Genomic DNA, 22,557 nt, shown 5'->3' with positions numbered 1-22,557 from the left:
CCTCGGCGGGGACAAGAGCATTCCCCAGGTCCAGCCGCTCACCCAGTGGTGAACACCAAGGAAATCTGAACGATCTCCAGTCGCAGGCCGCCCTGTACAAGTAGGCGCACCGTGCGTCGCAACTTGGGGGCGGCACCGTCCCGGCGGGTGACGCGGCCTGGCCTCGCCCTGATGCCACGTATCAAGAACGAAGGGAAGTGCGTAATGAACGACTCGAATTCGAGTGGTCTGTCCCGTCGTCAACTTCTGTGGACCGCCAGCGGAGTAGTGGCCGCAGAGGTGGTGGGGACAGTGGGCGCAGGCGGCCTCGCGCGGGCAGCGGCCCCGGAAGGTGCGGTCCCGGTCAACGTGGGCCGGGACTATGTGGGCCTGGTCAATCCGTGGGTGGAGGCGGATCGGGGCCGGTTCTTCTTCTTCCAGTCGGCGAGCAACCCGTTCGGCCTGGTGAAGCTGCGGCCGGACACGAGCACGAACACGCTGTGGGGAACGGGCTATCTCCACAAGGAGAACAACGTCAAGGGTTTCAGTCATCTGCATTGCTGGCAGATCGCCGGCGTCCAGGTGATGCCCACCACCGGCGCGGGTGTGTCGAAGCTCCAGGGCGATAGCGGCTGGCAGTCGTATGTGAAGCACGATGCGAGTGAGGTCGTCCAGCCCGGCTACCACCGGTTGCATCTGGACCGGTATGGCATCACGGCCGAGCTGACGTGCACCGACCGGGTGGGTATGCACCGCTACACCTATGACGAGGCCGGCCGGAGTGAGATCATCGTCAACCTCGGAGGCGTGCTGGGCGAAGCGAGGATGAAGGGCGCCCACGTCACGAGGGTCGCCAACGACACGATCGAGGGCTACGTCGACCAGGGCGGAATGCTCACCGACGGCCTCTACTGGCCCGAGACACCGCCGGAGAAGAACCGGCTCTTCTTCACCATCCGCTTCGACAAGCCCTTTGATGCGATGCGTGGATGGGCGGGCGGGAGCCTGGCCAGCGGCGGTGCGGCGATTGATGAGTTGTCCGGCGACACCATGGGCGTGTACGTCTGCTACGAGCAGCTGGCTGCCGGCGCGGTCGTGCAGATGAAGGTGGGGCTGTCGTTCACCGGGGCGGCGGGGGCGCGCAAGAACCTCGAAGCGGAGTTGCCGGGCTGGGACTTCGAGGCGGTGAAGCAGGCGTCCCAGGCGCGCTGGAACGCGATGTTGGGACGTATCGATGTCGAGGGCGGCACCGATCAGCAGCAGGTGAAGTTCTACACGGACCTGTTCCACCTGCTGTGCGGACGCAGCACGATCAGCGACGTGGACGGCAAGTACCTGGACAACACCTGGCGGAACGGCAAGGTCAAGCAGATTCCGCTGGACCGTCATGGCGTGCCGAAGTATGCGATGTTCAACTACGACGCGATCTGGTTGACCCAGTGGAACATCAACACGATGTTCGGCCTGGCGTATCCGGACGTCTACAGCAGCTTCGTCCACTCGCAACTGCAGATGTACAAGGATGGTGGCCTGCTGCCGCGTGGCCCACGCGCTGGCGACTACTCGTTCGTGATGACCAGCTCACCGGTGACGTCATTCATCACAGGTGCCTGGAACAAGGGGATCCGCGACTTCGACGTCGACCTGGCCTACGAGGCGATGCTCGACGCCCACTCGATCGGCGGCCTCTTCGACAAGGCCCCCTACGAGAACGCGTCCTGGCTGGGAGACGGCTGGACCGCACGACCGTACCTTGATCACGGATATGTGCCGCACAACATGCCGGACAGTACGAGTTGGAAGTCGCGTGGCGCCGGGGAGACTCTGGAGTTCGCATTCCAGGACTGGTCGTTGGGGCGGTTGGCCCGGAAGTTGGGCAAGTCGGGGCTCAATGTCTCGCAGTTCGCGGAGGTGTCGGCGTCCTCGCAGGTGAACGCCACGAATTTCGGTGCTGTCCGGGCGGTGGACGGAAGGCCGATCCGCTCAAGTATCGTGCCGGCGCAGTGCGTGGAGTGGGCGTCCACGGAGCAGAGGCCGTGGATCAAGCTGAGTTGGCGTGAGGACAAGCGTGTCCGCATGGTGGTGATCAGCGATCGGGCGGATCCGACGTCGAACGCGAACTCCGGGGTTCTGACGTTCAGTGACGGTTCGACGGTCACGGTGGACAGGATTCCCACCGATGGCACGAACAAGGTGGTGCACTTCCGGCCGAGGCGCGTGAGCTGGGTACGGTTCGACGTGACCGGCGGCACCGGTGAGAACGTGGGGCTGAACGAGATCGAGGTCTGGGACGACACCGACACTGGCGCCTACCTGATCGAGCGGTCCGGCAACTGGCAGAACCTGTTCGACCGGACCACCGGGTTCATCCGGCCAAGGGCATCCGACGGAAAGTGGCTCGCAGGCTTCGACCCGCTCTCCGACAACGACTTCGTGGAGGCCAACGCCTGGCAGGCCACCTGGTACACCCCGCACGATGTGATGGGTCTGGCCAACCGGCTGGGCGGCACGTCCGCCTACGCCGACAAGCTCAACTACGCTTTCGAGCAGTCCAAGAGTGCCGGTTTCATCGGCGAAGGACAGAACGGCGACGCGGGCGCCTACGTCAACTACGGCAACCAGCCCGGTCTGGAACTGGCGCACCTGTTCAACTACGTGGGCTATCCGTGGCTGAGCCAGTACTGGGTACGGCAGGTGAAGGAACAGGTCTACTCGGCCACCTCCACGACTGATGGGTACGGTCACCACGACGAGGACCAGGGCCAGATGGGCTCGCTGAGTGCCCTGATGTCGATGGGCCTGTTCGAGGTCACCGGCGGGAGCTTGTCGCGGCCGTTCTACGACATCACCTCGCCGATCTTCGACAAGGTCACGATCAATCTCGACACCGACTACTACAAGGGTCGGCAGTTCCGCATCATCACCCACAACAATTCCGCGGCCAACATCTACATCCAGCGCGCCACCCTCAACGGGAAGGAACTGGACCAGGCCTGGTTCTACCACGACCAGCTGACCCAAGGCGGAGCGCTGGAGCTGTGGCTGGGCGACCAGCCGAACACGGCGTGGGGCGTCAGGCAACTGCCGTTCTCCCACTCGCCACAGGCGCCCGCGGCCCTCTACACCACACCCGACCAGGTCCGGGTGGGCCCCGGCGAGACGAGCTCCGTCACGTTGACGGCGCAGAACATCACCGACCAAGCAGTCACGGTGAAGTGGCGGACCAACGCCCCCGCGGGTCTTCGTACCGAACCGGCCAGCGGCACGCTCAGCGTCCCGGCCAACGGCACCACCGACCAGCAACTCACCCTGTCGGTCGCCGAAGGTACCCCGGAAGAGCTGCGCCGGATCACGTTCACCGCCAGCGCCGCCGACGGAACCGAACTCCCCGAAGGCATCCTCTACGTCCGCGACGTGCCGGCCATCTCGGTGACGACCGCACCTGCCGAGCTGCGCCTGCTGCAGAACACCCCTGCCACGTTCCAGGTCACGCTCGTCAACAACGACACCCAAACCCACACTGCCGCAGTCTCCCTGCAAGCCCCTCAGGGCTGGCAGGTCGACCCCGCCACCCGAACGGTGCAGCTCGGCAGCTCCGCAACCGCCACCACGACCTTCACCCTCACCCCGCCGGCCAACGCGACCGGAACCCAGCCCTTCTCGTTGGCGGTTACGAGCGAGGCAGGCACGTTCCTCCACGACACCTCCGCCACGGTCCACCACGCGATCGCTCTGGTCGGGGCCATCGACATGGCGACCTCGGGATTCGCCCTCGGCCCCGACCACTACAGCAGCTACCCCAGCACCTTTCCCGACGACGTCGACGTCACCGTGGGCAGCAGCGACCCCGCAACCACGTGGAGTTACATCCACCCCGGCCCCGGGGACGCCTGGGCCGGAAGCCGATCCCACACCTTCACCCTGCGCCTCGACCTGGCCCAAACCCCCACGAGCGATCTCGCTCTCACCGCATGGCTGATCGACACCCAACAGGCCAATCCCCCCGCGCTCGCCTTGAGTCTGAACGGACAGACCGCCACTACCGTCCAACTCCCCGCGGGCGGCGGGGGCGGCTACCACTGGGGTGACGGAAAGAGCGCCGCCATCGTCCCCACCACCGTCGACTTCGCCCTGCCCGCCGGCCAACTCCGCACCGGTCAGAACGTCATCACCCTCACCACCCAGACCGGTTCATGGCTCGTCTACGACGCCATCGCCGTCCGCGATACCGCCTCCTGACCAGCACGCACACGCCGGTCGGCGCACGGAACGAGGACCGGCACGGTGCGCCTGCGGCGGATGAACGGGGTCCGGTACCGGCGATCCCTGACGTGGTTGTGGGCGCCAGAGACTGATCCGGCGGCCCCGGGCGCCGGGGGAGACGCGGGCACGATCGCCGCGACGGTGGGCGACCGTGCCCATGAGCCAGGCCGGCATCCCGGGTGGAGCAAAAGCGGACCGCGGTCCTGACACGCAACAGCTTCCCGGGCCTGCACCACGTCCCGACCCAGCGAGCCTGAACCGTCACTCGTCCAAGACCCATGCAATGTGCACGCATACCCGGCAAACCCTTCCGGAGGACTCCATGAGCTCACCCAGCCGCCGCAGTTTCCTTGCCTGGACCGGGGCCGCCGCCCTGGCCGCATGGGCGGCTCCTTTGCTCCCCGCTGCCCTCGCCGCCACGCCGGTCGGGTCACCGCCGCCTCTGGACTCGCTGACCGGCGACTGGCTCCCACAGTCAGCCCTGCAGCACCTGCCTGCCGTGTTCAACTTCTACGGGGGAGTCAATGCCGATGCCAACGCCATGGGCATCACGAACTTCACCTTGGCGCCCTACGTGCAGGGCGGTTCGTGCGGTGACCTCGCGGTCGACGGAACGACCCTGACCACGGAATCGTCGCGCTGGTCCGCTTACGAAATCCTGCGCAAGGCAACGACGCAGTCCGGGCTGACGGTCCAGACCGCGACGCGGCTGGGGTTCGAGGCCAACCAGGTGCTCTGGCAGATCTCGGTGACCAACCCCACCGGTTCCCCGGTCGCCACCACGCTGAAGGTGAGTCTGAACCCGCGCATCCGCAAGGCCACGAGCGGTTGGGCCTGGGGCGCGCCGCGCCCCGGGGACACGCACTTCACCGCCACCTCCGTGGGCTCGCCACCCACAAACGTGCTCGTCTCCGACAACTCCAGCCCTGCCGTGGTGGCTTTCGCAGCCGACGCCGGTGCCGAGTGGACCGCGTCCGGTACCGCCGGCACAGTCCAGTGGGCCCTCACCGTCGCACCCGGTGCGACCGAGACCGTGCACCTCGTCATGGCCGTCGGCGACACCTCCACCGGCAAGCCGCTCGCGGCGGTGTCGGACGCGACCGGCGTCATCTCCCAGGCCGGCAGCGCGTCGGCGAACTTCGCCGCGGTGTTCGCAGAAGTGGCCAACGCCTGGTCCACGCGCTGGACGCACGCCTTCACCCCGGGCAACGCCCACTACTCCGGCTCGCTTCCCGTGCTGTCCACTGACGGCTCCGCCAACGGTGACGCCATAGCCCGCCTGTACTACATGAGCATCCTGTCGGTGCTGTGCTGCGAGCGGACGAACCTCGGCCCGACGTTCAACACCCTCCTCGGGCGCACCGGAACCTACAGCGGCTTCGACCGGGTCTACGTCACCGGCGCCCCCGAGTACTCCAACACGACGACCTACTTCTGGGACACCTCCTACGGTTCCGTGATCCTCGCGCTGCTCGACCCGGTGATCATGCGGGCGCTGACGGAGCACTGGCTCGGGAAGGACATCTACCACTGCTACGCCGTGGACATCGTCCAGGGCAACGGGGTCGGCCCCTGGTACTCCGCCAACGATCTGACGGTTTTCAGCACCATCCTCAACTACGTCAACTACAGCGGCGATACCGCCTATCTCGACGCCTCGGTCGCGGGCGCGACGGTGCTCCAGCATCTGACCGACAGTGCCACGCATTGGCAGGGCCTGGTCGCGGCCGGCCAGAACCTCGCGGACTACGGGGAGAACGGCAACCTTCTGGAGGTGCTGCCGAAGTACACCAACCAGGTCGCCTCGATGAACGCCGCCAACGTGTGGATGATGAACCAGGCCAGCGTCCTGCAGAGAAACGCCGGAAACAGCGCGGAGGCCGCCGCGCTCTCCGCCGCCGCGGTGAATCTCCTGCCGCACGTCCTGGACCTCTACGTGCCAGGAGAGGGCGTGTGGAACTGCCGGCACGCCGACGGGTCCCTGGTCACCGTGCGTACCGTGGTGGACTTCGACATCGCCTCCAACCTCCTGGCCGACAAGCTGACCGGCACGCAGCGGACGGAGATGAAGAACTTCGTCTCCACCGAACTGCTGGACGCCGACTGGATGCGCGCGCTGTCGATGAAGGACTCCGAGGCCCCGGTTCCCCGTCCGGACCACGGCACCCTTGGCGCCTACGCGAGCTGGCCCGCGCTGGCCGCTCAGACCTTCGCCCGATTCGGCGACTACCCGACGTTCCTGAAGATGCTCGCCACCTTCTCCGGTATCACCCACGAGGGACCGCTGTCCCAGGCCGGTGCCCTGGCTCCCGCGTCCCCGCTGGCCGTCGCGGACCGGTCTGCGCTCAACCCCGGCTCGGCCCTGACCGTCATGGCCTGGGTCAACGCCACAAGCTGGCCGGACCAGGTGTGGCAGGCGAGCGTCATCGCGAAGGACACCTGGGACTCGGGCAGCGCCGGGTACGTACTGCGCGGCGGCGCCGGTGGGAAGCTGTCCTTCGCCCTCAGCCTTGACGGTGGACAGTGGAGCGAACTGGTCACCCCCACAACCGTGCCGACCGGATCCTGGCACCACGTCGCCGCCGTCTATGACGGCTCGGTCATGACCATCTACGTCGACGGAGAACCGCAGGCCACCAAGGCCCAGACCGGCACGGTCGATGCCGCCACCGCGGTCCCGATCGTGATCGGCAACTCCCCAGCGGACCACTCCCGGAGGTTCTCCGGCGCCATCGACGAGCCTCGCGTCTACGCCCGGTCCCTCACCGCCTCGGAAATCTCCGACGCGGCCAAGGCCAGCGACGACCGGACCGGTGTCAGCGACGCCTCGTTGCTGATGCGCCTGCCGTTCAGTGGCGGGTCGGTGAACTCGGTCGAGGACCGGGCGGCGTTGAACCCGCCGGCAGCCGTGTCGGTGTCGGCGTGGGTGAACGCGACGAGCTGGCCGGCGGACAACGCGCAGGCCACCATCCTGTCGAAGGACGACCGTTCGAGTGACTCTGGCAGGAACGTCGGATACCTCCTGCGCGGTGGTGCGGGCGGAAGGATCACGTTCGGCGTGGCGGTCGGCAATCAGTGGGTGGAGGTGCAGTCGCCGCCGTCTGCGACGGTGGCGACGGGGGGATGGCACCACGTGGCTGGGGTGTATGACGGGTCTGCGGTGACCGTCTACATCGACGGCGTGGCGGTGGTGACCCGGGTGCAGACGGGTGCGCTGACTCCGGCCACCGGTGTGCCATTGGTCGTCGGCAACTCCTCGGCAGACAGCACCCGTACCTTCTCCGGAAGCATCGATGAGGCCCGCGTTCACGGCCGTGCTCTCACCCCCGCCGAGATCAGGAACATCCATCGAGGGGGCGCTCCCGGCCTTGGTGACGCCTCGCTGCTGATGCGCCTGCCGTTCAGTGGCGGGTCGGTGAACTCGGTCGAGGACCGGGCGGCGTTGAACCCGTCGGAAGCAGTCTCGGTGTCGGCGTGGGTGAACGCGACGAGCTGGCCGACGAAGGTCGGGCGGGCGGCCATCGTGTCGAAGGAAGGCAGGTCGGGTACATCCGGCAAGGAAGCGGGGTACGTACTGCGCGGCGGCGCGGGTGGACGGATCATGTTCGGCGTGGCGGTCGGCAGTCAGTGGGTGGAGGTGCAGTCGCCGCCGTCCGCGACGGTGGCGGCGGGTGGTTGGCACCACGTGGCGGGGGTGTATGACGGGTCTGCGGTGACCGTCTACATCGACGGCGAGGGGGTGGCGACGACGCGCGCACCGAGGCGTGCGCTGACTCCGGCGACCGGTGTGCCGTTGGTCGTCGGCAACTCCCCGGCCGACGGCACACGTGTCTTCTCCGGAAGCATTGACGAGGCCCGCGTCCACAACCGTGCGCTCACACCCGCCGAGATCGCGAACACCCACGCCGTCGGGCTGGCAGGCGGCGGCGACGTCGACCCCGCTCTGGTGCTCCGCTTCCCGTTCGACGAGGGGTCCGGCACGACTGCCACCGAGGCAATCACCACCGCCGTCGTGGCAGTCGATCCGACCAGTTGGACCTCCGGCCGGCCCGGCTTCGGCAGTGCCTGGAACGTCCCCTCGACCGACATCGGTGTCATCGCGGGAGACGTGATGACCTACGTCCTGGTCGGCGGGGGCAAGTTCGCCGACGTCATCATCAGCGACCTGTTCGGCTACACGCCCGACGGCATCAAGCCGAACCTCAAGGACGCCTCGGTGCCGAGAGGGCTCACAGCCACCTTGTCCGGAGTGACACTGAACGGCGTTAGCCACACGATCACCAGCTCCTCGTCCGGACTGACGCTGGGCTGAACGTGCCCTCAGGCGGGGACGGACTGCACCCTCCCCGCCTGAGTGGTATCGCTACCACAGCCACAGGCGGTCAGAGGTGCGTGCCGGTCAGGTACTGCAGTGAGCGATGCCAGCTCACGCGTACACCGGGAGTCGGCTCGAACCGTAGGTCCACCCGCGCCCGGACCGAAGGGAGGGCGAACCCAGCAAGGTTCCGTCGAGGTTTCACCACCTTTCGTCCATGACAGGAAGGCAAGGTATCCATGAGAGCCCACCCCCTGGCGCAACGGCGCCGGAGCAAGATCGGCAAGTGGTTCACAGCCGCGCTGGCCGCGATGAGTTGCGCCGCCGTCATGCTGGTCGGCGTAGACGCAAGTCCGGCGGCGGCAGCCCTGCCTCCCGGGGCACCCGCGTCGCCCCCGACGCCGATCTTCACGATCGGGACGCCGGACCAGTCCGACGCCGAGTTCGCCCTCGCGCCCTCCCACTATGAGGACTACTCCGCCACGTTCCCCGACGATGTGAACTTCACCGTGGGCACCAGCACGGAGGCCCACGACTGGTCCTACATCCAGCCCGGCCCGGGCGACGCCTGGGCCGGGAAGAAGGTCCATCCGTTCACGATCAACTACGACCTGGCAGCCGTACCCGCGACCGATCTGCTGCTCCAGCTTTCGTACACCGACAGCTCAAGCGCGAGCACCACGGTCGAGGTCGACTCCAACGGCGTTGCCCAGTCGGCGAGTCTCCCGCCCGGCGGCAACACCGGTGCGTTCGGCGTCGGGTACGCCTCCGGGACCACCAGCTCGGGGAACAAGCCCCAGCAGATTGGCTTCCTGATCCCCGCTTCCAGCCTCAAGGCAGGGGCCAACAAGCTGGTCATCAAGAACACCAACTCCTACTGGACGACGTACGACTCCGTCAGCCTGGCCCCGGCCGCCAAGGACGTGGGCTCGGTGCAGATCCTGGCGACCAACCCCACGGTGTTGTTCAAGAATGATGCCCAGCAGGGACAACTCGTCGACCTCCAGGTCGACAACACCTCCTCGACGCCGTCCAACGTGACCTTCACCGCGTCGGCGAACCACCAGCAGATCCCGACCGGGCCGGTGTCGGTCCCCGCCGGAGTATCCACCCAGCGGGTCGAAGTACCGCCTGCCCCTGCAGGCTCGCCCATCCCGCTGGAGATCACCACGGCCAGCCAGGACAGCGGCTTCACCGCGGGTGACTTCACCACCATGCTGCCCTACCAGCGACGCTGGCAGATCGACATGCTCAACGGCAGCCACCTGGACATCGGCTACCACTACGACCAGGCGACCACCCGGCAACTGCAGGACTCCTTCCTCGACCAGGCCGTCGCCCAGTGCCAGGCCACCAGCGACTACGCGCCCAACGAGCAGTACCGCTGGAGTATCGAGCACTCCTGGATGCTCGACAACTACATCCAGGATCGCACCCCCGCCCAAGTCAACGCCCTGGGCGCGTGCGTGAAGTCCGGACACCTGGACGTCCCAGCCAGTTGGGACAACAACCTGCAGGATCTGGCCAGCAACGAGCAGCTGATCCGCTCCATGGGCAAGGGGGCCGCGCTCGCGAAGAAGTTCGGAGTGAGCGCCACCACCGCCATCGAGGACGACCCGACCGGCGTGACCGCCCAGAACATCCAGATGCTCGCCCGGCAGGGCGTCAAACTGCTGATCAACGGCAGCAACCCCGATCACACCGGCCGCTGGACCACTCCGCACACCTCCCAGGACTCGCCGGCCCTGTTCAACTGGCAGGCGCCCGACGGCAGCAAGGTGCTCACCTTCTTCGGCGCCCACGTCTACGACGAGGGCTACCAGTGGGACCCGACCCCCGGCCTGAACAACAAGTTCTTCAAGAAGCTGGCACCCTGGTCGAACAACGACAGTTCGACCCACCCCCTGCCCTACACCCCCATCACCGCTCCGCCCATCACGAGCACGACCATTCCGTACCTGGCCAGCACCATCCTCAATCCCAACATCCAGGGCCTGCAGGTCTCCAAGTACCCGCAGTCGGTGTACCCGCTGATGTTCTTCGAGGACAGCAACCCCCCGATGGTGGGCCTGTCCGACGTGGTGAAGGCCTACGACCAGCAGTATTCCTGGCCCAAGCTCGTCATTTCCACCTCCTCGATGTACGCCCAGGACGCTTCCACCCATCCCGGCGCGACCTCCCCTGACGGCTACCGGCCCGACCCCACGTCACTGGACGCCTCCCAGCTGCCGGTCAAACACGGCGACTACACCGGATGGTGGTCCGACGGCGCCGGCTCCTCCGCGTACGAGACCGGCGAGAACATGCAGGCGCAGTCCCGCACCACCAGCGCGGAGACCCTCGGCGCCCTGGCCAGCGTGCAGGCACCCGATCCCAATTCCCAGTGCCTGGTGGACTCCGCCTACCAGGAGGAAGAGCTCTACACCGAACACACGTGGGCCAGCCCGTCGCTGCTCGACCCCGACCCGCAGTGGGCGGTGAAGAAGACCCACGCTGACAAGGCGGGACGTCTGAGTCAGGACGCCATGGGCTCCGCGGTCACCTCCCTGGGCAAGCAGGTGGCCAACACGTCGACCAGCCCGGGGCTGGCAGTGTTCAACTCGCTGTCCTGGCAGCGCAGCGACGTGGTGACGGCGACCGTGCCTGCGGGCTGGGCCGGGCAGTTGTGGGACGTGGGCAGCAACACCGCGGTGCCGTACGAGTCGGTGAGCAGCGCTGAGATCAGGTTCCTCGCGGCCGACGTGCCGGCGCTGGGCTACCGGACGTACGAACTGCGCGCCGGGACCGGCACCGCCACCAGCGCAGATCCTTCCCTCGGCTGGACCCCGGGCACCGACTCCGCCCCGGGCATCCTGCAGAACCAGTACTACAAGGTCAGTGTCGACGCGAACACCGGCGTGGTCACCTCGATCATCAACAAGGCCACCGGGCGTGAACTCGTCGACCAGAAGTCGGCCTTCAAGCTCAACCAGTACGTGTACCGGCCCAACCCCAGGAGGGACGGGCACACGACGGACGCGCAGCAGTGGTCCCCGGCCCACGCCACCGTCACCCTGAAGTCGAGCGGACCGGTCAGCACCACCATCGCGATCACCTACCCGGACACGGCCAACGGCAAGGACGCGAGCGGCAAGGCAACCGGCGTCAACTCCGCCGGCGCCACCCTCACGCTCTACGCCGGCGTCGACCGCCTCGACATCGCCGACAGCATCGACAAGACCAAGGTGACCACCCCTGAGGAGGGCTACTTCGCCTTCCCCTTCAAGCAGGACAACCCCACTGTCACCTACGAGGCGCCCGGCACATCGGTGCAGCTGGCGGACGGCCAGATGCCCGGCGCGGCCATGGACTGGCAGTCGGTGCGCAGCTACGCCGACCTGTCCAGCACCGTAGGCGACACCACGAGCGGGGTCACCCTGTCCACGCCCAATGCGCCGCTCATGGAGTTCGGCCACATCCGCAGCATGGAGCTCCAGCCCCGTCCCGGGCGCCTGGACGACACCGCAACCCCCGACCTGACCTCGGTGCGGCCCACCAACGGCTCGGCATTCTCCTACGCCTTCAACAGCCTGTGGCAGACCAACTACCGGCTGTACCAGTCCGGGCCGATCACCTACAACTACTCGATCACCGACCACACCGGGGCCTTCGACGCCACGGCGGCGACCCGGTACGGCTGGGGCGTCCAGACACCGCTGCAGCCCGCCGCCGTACCGGCTTCGCAGGCGGGCACCTACCCGGCAGGGGCGACCTCGCTCATGTCCGTGGTGAACGGCGTTCGCCATCCGGTCGGCAACCTGGTGGTGCAGACCTTCAAGCAGGCCAACGCGACTCAGCAGACTGCCAGTCCTTCCGGGCTCCCACTCACCGCACGCCTGCTGGAGGTGGCCGGCAAGTCCGGTACCGCCCGCCTGCACCTGCCGTTCAAGGTCACCAAGGCGCAACTGGAGAACCTGACCGAAGACCCCAGCGGAGCCGCGCTGAAGGTGACGGACTCCGGAACCGGCTCGGACATCCAGATCCACTACACCGGACACGAGATCATCACGGTGGGACTCCAGCCGGCCAACTACACCACCCAAGCTCCCCTCGTGTGCGCCACCGAGTTCGCACTCGCCCCCAACGGCTACGCGAGCTACAGCTCGGCCTTCCCGAACGACGTCGACTACACCGCCCAGCAGGACACCGGTTTCACCACCGGGGTCTCCTACCCCTCGGACACCACCCCCTACGTCTCCGCCACGGGTACCGGTGTGGCCGCGCCGCAATGGAGCTACATCCAGCCGGGTCCGACGGACATCTGGGCCGGTTCCAAGCAGCACACCTTCAAGCTGAACTTCGACCTCGCTGACGCACCCACCAAGGACTTGACCCTGAGCCTGTGGCTGCTGGACACCCAAGATCTGACGCCGCCCACCATCAGGGTCGCGCTCAACGCGGGCACCGGTCAGTCGATCCAACTGCCCGCCGGCGGCGGTGACGGCTACCGCTTCGGGGACGGTGCGTCAGGTGAGGTCATCAAGCCCTCCACCCAGACGATCACCCTGCCCGCCACGGAACTCAAGAAGGGACAGAACACCGTGGCCATCACCACCACAGCCGGCTCCTGGCTGGCCTACGACGGATTCGCCATCGGAGGCTGACTCCAGGGGGTGTTCCACACCCGCAGCCCTGCACCCCGCCATTTCAGGGAGTTCAGGGCTGCGGGCCCGGTCTGCGTCGCGGGCGCCTGACTGCGGTGCTTTGCGGCGGGTTGCAGGCGACGGGCCCCCGCCCGGCGTCAGCACCGACGCACACAGGACTGTCGGAACGAGACATGGAGGTTTTCGGTGATCCCTAGGCCAAATGCGCCCGTTCCCCTGCATCGACGACGCTTAGGGGCGGGCAGGGCACTGGCCGTCGTGCTCGCCCTGATTGGCGGGCTCTTTGTCACGGCGCAGAGCCAGGCCGCCCAAGCGGGAGCCGCGCCGTCGGCGGTCACTCCGGTGTTCCAGATCGGGACGCCGGACCACTCGGCGAACGAGTTCGCGCTGGCCCCCCATGGGTACGCGGACTATCCGGCGAAGTTCCCGAACGACGTGAGCTACACGGTCGGCAGCAGCGCCCCGGCCGCGGATTGGTCCTACATCCAGCCCGGTCCATCGGACGGCTGGGCTGGCGGTAACGTGCACACCTTCACCATCGACTACACCCTGACCGCGGCCCAGGCCGCCGACGGCAAGCTGCTACAACTCGCCTTCACCGACACCAACCCCAAGCCGCCGACCATGCGGATCACGTCGAACGGGAAGGTCGCCGACACCCTGACCGCGCCTGCCGGTGGTGGTGTGGGAGCCTTCGGTCGCGGACGGGTCTCGGGTACTACCCCAGTCGTCACCAAGCCCAGCCAGGTCGGTATCCTGATTCCGGCATCGACGCTGGTCGAGGGTGCCAACACGCTGCAGATCACGACGACCGCGGGCTCCTGGGCGGTGTACGACGCGGTGACGATGCTCCCGGCGCCCGCCACGCCCGGACCGGTCCAGATCCTGTCGCTCAATCCCACGGTGTTCATCAAGAAGGACGCCCAGGGTGTGGACGGTCAACTCGTCGACGTCGGCGTGAACAACACATCCGGTGCTGCCGGGACGGTCACCTTCACCGGGACCATGGGTTCCAGCACCGAATCGACGAGCCTGTCAGTTCCGGCGGGCCGCTCCACACAGCGGATCATGGTGCCACCGGCGCCGCCGGGAGGCCCATCCGAAGTGGACATCAACGCCTCGCTGAACGGGCAGTCGGGTACGTATGCCCTGAACCTGCCCTACCAGCGTCGGTGGCAGGTCGACCTGATGGACGGTCCGCACTTCGACAACGGCTACGACTACGATCAGACGGTCACCCGGCAGCTCCTCGACGCATACGTCGACCAGGCGGTGGATCAGTGCAACCAGACCGCCGATCCGGCCAACGGCTACACCGACGGTGAGAAGTTCCGGTGGACTGCCGAGTCGTCATGGGTGATCAACAACTACCTGCAGGACCGTTCAGCGGCGCAGATCGCGGCATTGGGCACCTGCATCCGCAGCGGTCAGATCGAGGTGACCGGCAACTACAACAACAACCTCCAGGACCTGGCAAGCACCGAGCAGTTGATCCGCGGTGTCCAGACAGCCACGCGGGACATGGCGACGCAGTTCCACAAGCCCATCACGTCCGCCATCCAGGACGACGTCACGGGTGTCTCGGAGCAGTACATCCAGATTCTGGCGCGCTCGGGCGTGAAGGTGCTCCTCAACGGTGCCAACCCCGGTCACACCGCGAACAACAACCCCGCGTACACCGGCCAGGACGCCCCGACGCTGTTCAACTGGCAGGCGCCGGACGGCAGCAAAGTACTGACGGCCTACAATCAGTACGGCTACTACGAGGGGATATGGAACATTTGGGGCGGCCTGAGTTGCGCGCTGGCGCCCAAGATGGACAACTGCGGCCGCCACTCGCCGCCGCTGCCGTACACGCCCGCCCCGAAGCCGGCCGACCTCACCCCGATCGTCAACGGCCTGTCCTCCGGCCTGGGCGCCCGGCTCGCGGCACTGCAGGTCGACCAGTACCCGCAGTCGGTGTATCCGCTGCAGGCTTTCGCGGACACCACCCCGCCGATGAACGCGATCTCCGATGTGCTGAAGCAGTACGACCAGCAATACGACTATCCGCGGTTCGTGATGTCGACCCCGTCGCGGTACTACGCCGACGCGACCACGCCCCAGGGCGCGACGTCGGTCTCCGGCTACACGCCGGATTCGACCTCGAAGTCGGTGAGCGAGCTGCCGACCGTCACCGGTGACTTCACCGGCTGGTGGTCGGACGGCGCGGGCTCCTCCCCGGTGGAGACCGGCACCAACGCGGTGGCCCAGGCGCGCACCACGGACGCCGAAACCCTCGGATCACTGGCGTCCCTGAACACCCCGAACCCGACCAACGCCTGCATGGTCGACTCGGCGTATCAGCAGGAAAGCATGTTCACCGAGCACACCTGGGGCACAGAAGGCCTGACCTATCCGTCGCAGCAGTGGCCACACAAGAAGGTCTACTCCGACCGGGCCGTTCAGGACAGTACGAATGCGATGTCCTCGGCGACGACGGATCTGGCACAGCAGATCGCCAACCCCAGTGCCCACCCGGCGATCAGCGTGTTCAACTCCCTGTCGTGGGCGCGCACGGGTATGGTCACGGCGACTGTTCCCACGGGCTGGGCCGGCCAACTGCTCGACGCCACCACCGATGCGGACGTGCCGTATCAGGCGGTCGACGACACGCATATCCAGTTCCTCGCCGCGAACGTGCCGGCGGTCGGGTATGCGGTCTACCGGCTCCTGCCGGGTCAGGACACCAGCGCGGCACCGGACCCGTCGCTGAGCTGGAACCCCACCACGGGCGTCCTGCAGAACAAGTACTACACCGTGACGATCTCGCCCAGTGGGACCATCACCTCGGTCATCAACCGGGCGACCAACCGCGAACTCGTCGATTCCACGTCCTCGTTCGCACTCAACCAGTACGTCTACCGGCCCAACAACGGACGCTCCAACTCGACCTTTGGAGGATCTCCGACGAGCGGCGCCCGCCAGTGGTCGCCATCCAGCGCCACGCTGTCCGTGAAGTCTTCCGGGAAGACCGGCATCACCATCGGCGTGACCTACCCGGACACCCCCGGCGGCAAGGACTCCGCCGGCAAGGCGACGGGTGTGGAGTCCGCCGGCGCCACGATCACGCTGCTCGCGAACAGCCCCCACGTGGACGTCGCCGACACGCTCAACAAGACGGCGGTGACCTCCCCGGAGGAGGGCTACTTCGCGTTCCCGTTCAAGGTGGACGACCCCACCGTCACCTACGAGGGCACCGGCACTCCCGTCCAGTTGGGCAAGGGCCAGTTCCCCGGCTCGTCCATGGACTGGCAGTCCATGCACAGCTACGCCGACGCCTCGAACTCCACCGGCGGCGTGACACTAAACTCCACCGACGCACCCCTGGTCGAATTCGGCGGCATCAAGACGATGAATCTCATCGCCCGCCCCGGCACGATCGACGGCCCCACCGCCACCGACACCGACCTGAGCAGCGTACTGCCGGCAAACGGCTCCATGTTCTCCTGGGCGTTCAACAACCTGTGGACGACCAACTACAACGAGGCTTACCCCGGCCCGATGTCGTTCCACTACTCGATCACCGACCACACCGGAGGGTTCGACGCCGCCAACGCGACCCGGTACGGCTGGGGTGTCCAGTCGCCGCTGGTGTCGCAGCCGCTGCCGGCCCACCAGTCCGGCACGTACAAGGAGCCCAGCCTGTCGCTGGCTTCGCTGGACGCGTCCAACGTCGTGCTCCAGACGATCCGGCAGGCCTCGCCGACCGATGTCTCCGCGGAGTTCCCGATGACCATGCGGCTTCTGGAGGTCGCCGGCAAGTCCGGGACGGTCTACCTGAAGGTCCCGTTCAAGGTCGACTCCGCGCAGTTGCTCAACCTGAACGACAAGCCCGACTCCCAACCGGCACTGACGGTGACCGACTGGGGGACAGGCTCGGAGATCACCGTGCCGTACACCGGCCATCAGATCGTGTCGGTAGGCATCCGCCCCGCCGCCTACAACCCCAGCGCACCGATCGCGTGCATGTCCGAGTTCAGCCTGGCACCCGCCGGCTACAAGGACTACCAGGCCGCGTTCCCCAACGACGTCGACTACACGGCCAAGCAGACCGCCTCCGGCACCCCGGACGCCACCTATCCGGCGACCAGCACCCCGTACGTGCCATACACCGGCACCGGCGTCGCCGCACCGCAGTGGAGCTACATCCAGCCGGGGCCGAAGGACAGCTGGGCGGGATCGAAGCAGCACACGTTCACGCTCAACTTCACCCTGCCCAAAGCCCCCGACAAGGGCCTCACGCTCACGCTGTGGCTGCTCGACACGAGCAACACGGCCCCGCCCACACTCAGCCTGTCGCTCAACCACAACACCGCACAACAGCAGCAACTGTCCGCCGGAGGCGGCGACGGCTACCGCTGGGGTGACGGCAACGACACCAACAACACCTACAAGATCGCGCCACAGGAGGTGAACTTCACCCTGCCCGCGTCGCAACTCGCCGCCGGGAGCAACAGCCTGTCCCTGACCACCCTGACCGGGTCCTGGCTGGTCTACGAGGGCCTGGCCGTCGGCTGACCACCTGACCAAGCGCCGGGGGCGGGGACCGATCCCGCCCCCGGCACGTGATTGTGGTCCCAGTTGACGAAGTCGATCCGGTGCCCTGATGGCCGACGGCCACCGCCCATTGCTCCTTGGCGTGGCGTCGGTGATGTGGCCAGAAAGCCATCGGCGCCGCCACCCAAGGCGAGTGGCCGGCTCCTCCTGCACATTGTGACGACTACGGAGAGAAGCGGCCGCTTGCTGCAGCCGGGCCGGTCGCCCACGGGCCTCAGCCGAGCTGGTCCGCAGGGCGGAGAAGGACCTCGTTGATCGCGAGGTGCCGGGGGCGCGAGAGGACCAGCGCTGAGCGAACAGCCCAGGACCGCAGCTCGGACCTCGTCTCGGTCGCGGGGTGAGTGATCGAGTTTGTGCGCTGACCTCACAATGTTGCGTAGTTGTGCTCTAAACAATCAGATCCGAACGGCAATGTTCCATGGGTCCGCGCCGGATCGGCTGGTACGTCGTCAGGTGTCGTGCTGAGGGGTCGTGTGCCTGCTCATCCCGCGCTGGGCACGTCGCCCGGTGCGACGTCTTGACGCAGTGGAGGTCCGTGCCTACGCTCTGGCTGCTGAGTGAAGTTGATTGATTCCGTTCGGTTAGGTGGAGTTTCGTCCAAGCGCGCTCATGCTCTTTCACTCACCGCCCATCATTCATGGGGAGTGTCTGATCAACGGCGGATCTGATGATCAAGAAGGCATGCCGCGTCCCAGCTCGCCTTCGAGGTCCGCCCGACCCGAGCAACAACTGACGCCTCAACAACCATGATCAGCCGTCAAAGCGACACACCTCAGGAGGGAATCACCCCATGGGCCAGCAGGAATCCACCGCCCCGGGCCCCAGCCGCCGCACCGTCCTGCGAACCACCGCGGCCGCAGGCGCCGCCACCGGAATCTGGGCATCCGGGGTACTGCCCGCATGGGCGTCCGACGCCCGCGGCGAACTGGTCTCCGAAACCCTGACGGTGACCGTGGATCCCGACTTCCCCCGGGTCGTCGGCTACCGCTGGACGGCCACGGGGGACACCCTGGGCGGCGCCGTCGAATCGGTCCGCACCGTGCGCATCAACGGCAGCGACTACACCCCGGCCGTCACCTCGCAGCTCTCCGCGGACCGGGCCGCCTACCGGCTCTCCGTCCCCGAACTGGACGTATCCGTGGACGTCGAACTGACCCTCAGGGGCGACGTCCTGCGCTTCACGGCCGTGCGCATCACGGAGCGCGGCGCCACCCGCGTCTCCACCTTCGGAATCCCCGGCCTGGGCCTGGTCTCCGCCTCCGCCTCCCAGCAGGCCACCCTCTCGCACTGCCCCCTGACGTACGGACTCGGCGGGCCCGAGGCCGCCGACGTGTTCGTCGCGTCAGCCGACGCGACCGCCGACGCCACCTGGCGGCGCACCTCCTACGCCCTGCTCGACACCGGCCGACTGGCCGCCGCCGTCGAGTCGTTCACCTGCGCTCAGGACCGGCTGATGTACCGCACCAGCAGTGTCGCCGGGGTCCACCACACGGAGATCGCAAGTGGTGAATGGGTCTACCGGGGCGCGGACGGCAAGGTGTTCGGCCTGCCCGAGGCCGCAGTCGTCGTCACCGCCGACCGCAACGGCGACGGCGTCGCCGACTGGCAGGACGCCGCCATCGCCTTCCGTGCGATCATGCGCAACCCGTACGCGGACGACTGGAGCCGCACCCGCGTGGTGCAGGGCATCGCGATCAACATCGCCAGCAACGCGGACCAGCCCTTCCTCACCACGCTCGACGAGATCCGCCGCACCTACCTGTACACGGACGGGCTGCCGCAGGCGATCCTCCTCAAGGGCTATCAGTCCGAGGGGCACGACAGCGGTCACATGGACTACGGGGGTCACTACAACACCAGGGCCGGCGGCCTTGAGGCGCTGCGCACACTCACCAAGGAGTCCCGCCGCTACAACGCGGCGGTGGGCGTGCACATCAACGCCTGGGAGGAGTACCCGGAGTCACACAACTTCCGCTGGGACCGCAGCAACGGCGCGGCCGACCTCGGCTGGCGGTGGATGGACCAGTCGTGGCACACCGACACGGTCAAGGACCAGGCGACCGGGGCGTTCGCCGAGCGGTTCGCCGAACTCACCGACGATCTGCCGCACCTCGGCTTCGTCTACTCCGACACCTACTGGACCGGCGGGTGGGCCCCGGCCCGCCAGGGGCAGGTGATCACCGGCGCGGGACTGCCGCTCGGCGGCGAGGCGGACGCCCAGTTCGAGCGGGACAGCGTCTTCACATACGCGGGACAGACCGGCAGCGGCCTCAAGTCGAAGATCATCCGGTTCGTCCGCAACCACCAGCGAGACGCCTGGAACCGCACCTCACTGCTGCTTGGCTCGGACAACACCCACTACATGGGCTGGCAGGGCCAGCAGAACCTGAAGAACTGGCTGAAGGCCACCTTCACCGTCAATCTGCCGACCAAGTTCCTCCAGCACTTCGAGATCCAGCGGATGACCACCCACCAGGTCGACCTGACAAGCGGGGTCTCCGTCAGCGACACGACCGGCACAGCCAGGATCACCTGGAACGGACGCCTGATAGCGGACGGCTCGACCGTCTTCCTCCCCTGGGAGCCCACCGACGAGGCCGATCCGAGGAAGATCTACCACTGGAACCCCTCGGGCGGCGCCACCAGTTGGCAGCTTCCGGCGAAGTGGGCGCAGTGCGGGAGCGTCGGCCTCTACCGGCTCGGCGAGGACGGCCGCACCCACATCGGCGACCTTCCCGTCACCCGCGGCACCGTCACCGTGACCGCCGACGCGGCCACCGCATACGTTCTCTACCGCACCGCACCGTCTTCGCTGCGCGACCCCGACTACGGCAGGGGCGGCCTCCTCGCCAACCCCTCCTTCACCAGCCGCACCACCGACGGCTGGACGGTGCCCGATTCCGGCCAGGTCACCGTCACCGACGACGGAAACGGCCTCCCGTACCTGCGGATCGCGGCGACCGGCGCGCGCACCGTCGGCCAGCGGGTGACCGGCCTGACTCCTGGCACCTACTCCGCCTCGGTGTGGGTACGCATCACGGGCACCCGCAAAGCCGCCCTCACCGTCAGCGGCCACAGCGGATCCGAGACCACCGTCTGGGCCACCTCCTCACCGCTGACCAACAAGGTCAACAACGCCCGCCGGTACCGCACTTCGTTCCAGCGGATGAAGGTGCTGTTCACTGTTCCCGGCGACGCCAGGGGCACGGCTGTGCTCACCCTGTCCGCCGAGGCGGGCGCCGAGGGCACGCAGGTGGACTTCGCCGACGTACGCGTGGTCGCCAACGAGGGCGCCGATCCGCAGTACGGCGGCCACTGGTTCGCCGAAGACTTCGAGCACGTGGACGAGGGCTGGGGCCCGTTCGTCTACGCGGGCGGGGGAGGAGGCGACCGCACCCACCTCTCCGAGACCCACGAGAACTACACCCGTGACACCATCAGCGGCCGCTTCTCCCTCAAGACCCTCTCCGACAGCACGGGGGTCGTCTACCGCACCATGCCGCAGACCCTGCGCTTCGCACCGAGCCGTGCCTACCGCATCCGCTTCTCGTACCAGGCGGACCCCGGATCGGACTACCGCGCCGTCATCGCCCGGGACGGCGGCTCCGCCGTCACCGAGGACCTGCTGCCGCCCACCACCACCCGCGCCCTCGACACCGCACCGCCCAACACGCTTACCACTCCCGCTGGTTGGAACGACAGCCTGCCGCCGCAGCACTCGGCCACGCACCGGGTGTACGAACAGACCGTGATCACCGGTGGGGCCGGCTGCGGTGAGATGTGGCTCGGCATCAAGCGCAACGTGGGCGCCGCGTTCGTCCTGGACGACCTGGCCATCGACGACCTGGGCCCGGCCGACACGGGCGCGCTCTGCCCCACCGCACCGCCCGCGCGGGTCGCCGTCGCCCCGGCCCTCTACACGCGCGGCGCCCCCGGCACGGTGAAGGCGAGCTTCACCAACAGCACCGGCACCTCACTCTCCGACGTGGTTCTCACCATGGACGCCCCCGAGGGCTGGCAGGTCACCCCGGACCGGCAGTCCCTGGGCACCGTGGCCGACGGGGCCACCGCCACCGCCGAGTTCACGGTCATCCCGCCCGCCGCCGACCTCGGGGAGTCCGCGGGCTCCGTACGGGCCCGGGCCGAGTACCCGCTCGCCTCGGGCACCGCCGTCACCACCGCGGCCGTCCCGGCGTCCCTGCCGCTGGCGCGCCTCTCCGATGCGTACAACAGCACCATGATCGCCCGGGACGCCCATCCGGCGGAGGGCTCGTTCGACAGTGGCAACAGCTACTCCGCCGAGGCACTGACGGCGGCCGGCGCCGCACCGGGCGCCCAACTGATGGTCGACGGACTGTCCTTCACGCTCCCCGACTACGGTCCGGGCCGCTGGGACAACGTCGCGGGTGGCGGCTCAGAGATCGCGTTGAGCGGCCGTGCCCGCGAGATCGGCTTCCTCGGCGCCTCGGTAGGCGGCGTCACCGGCCAGGTCACCGTCCACTACACGGACGGCACCACCGACTCGGCGAACCTGTATCTGCCCAACTGGCTGACGGACGCCCCCACGGCGAACGGGGCCCGCATCGCCGTCACCACCGACCACCGGGTCACCCCGTCCGGCCCCGCCAACTTCGGCCTCGACTACCGCCTCTACGTCAACACCGTGCCCGTGAACCCCGACAAGGAGCTCCACTCGCTGACCCTCCCGTCCCAGTCCACACTCCACATCCTCGACCTGGCCCCACGCCGCTGACCCGA

The 22,557-nt window shown here is 67.6% G+C and carries 5 protein-coding genes; all 5 read left to right on the top strand.

Annotation, left to right across the window (positions count from 1 at the left end; translation table 11 throughout):
- Positions 1 to 348: 348 nt before the first annotated feature.
- Positions 349 to 4,218 (top strand): glycoside hydrolase domain-containing protein, encoded by a 3,870-nt coding sequence (locus ACH4TG_RS09040; RefSeq protein WP_398241505.1) that lies wholly within the window; start codon positions 349 to 351, stop codon positions 4,216 to 4,218.
- A gap of 346 nt (positions 4,219 to 4,564) precedes the next feature.
- Positions 4,565 to 8,554, top strand: a complete 3,990-nt coding sequence (locus ACH4TG_RS09035; RefSeq protein ID WP_398241504.1) for a LamG domain-containing protein — start codon at positions 4,565 to 4,567, stop codon at positions 8,552 to 8,554.
- Between the two features lie 242 nt (positions 8,555 to 8,796).
- Positions 8,797 to 13,200, top strand: a complete 4,404-nt coding sequence (locus ACH4TG_RS09030) for a polysaccharide lyase family protein (protein WP_398241503.1) — start codon at positions 8,797 to 8,799, stop codon at positions 13,198 to 13,200.
- Positions 13,201 to 13,458: 258 nt separating this feature from the next.
- On the top strand, positions 13,459 to 17,760 hold the full coding sequence (locus ACH4TG_RS09025) for a polysaccharide lyase family protein (protein WP_398241502.1): 4,302 nt from the start codon (positions 13,459 to 13,461) through the stop codon (positions 17,758 to 17,760).
- An 829-nt stretch (positions 17,761 to 18,589) separates the two neighbouring features.
- Positions 18,590 to 22,552 (top strand): endo-alpha-N-acetylgalactosaminidase family protein, encoded by a 3,963-nt coding sequence (locus tag ACH4TG_RS09020; RefSeq protein ID WP_398241501.1) that lies wholly within the window; start codon positions 18,590 to 18,592, stop codon positions 22,550 to 22,552.
- Positions 22,553 to 22,557 lie beyond the last annotated feature (5 nt).

The sequence above is a fragment of the Streptomyces sp. NPDC020917 genome, assembly GCF_044333795.1.
GTDB lineage: Bacteria > Actinomycetota > Actinomycetes > Streptomycetales > Streptomycetaceae > Actinacidiphila.
Note: the sequence above shows the minus strand (reverse complement) of the source record. Positions and strands in the feature narration are given on the sequence as shown.

Coding starts and splice junctions, on each gene's coding strand:
- ACH4TG_RS09020 (WP_398241501.1), top strand. CDS start 18,590: ATGGGCCAGCAGGAATCCACCGCCCCGGGCCCCAGCCGCCGCACCGTC.
- ACH4TG_RS09035 (WP_398241504.1), top strand. CDS start 4,565: ATGAGCTCACCCAGCCGCCGCAGTTTCCTTGCCTGGACCGGGGCCGCC.
- ACH4TG_RS09030 (WP_398241503.1), top strand. CDS start 8,797: ATGAGAGCCCACCCCCTGGCGCAACGGCGCCGGAGCAAGATCGGCAAG.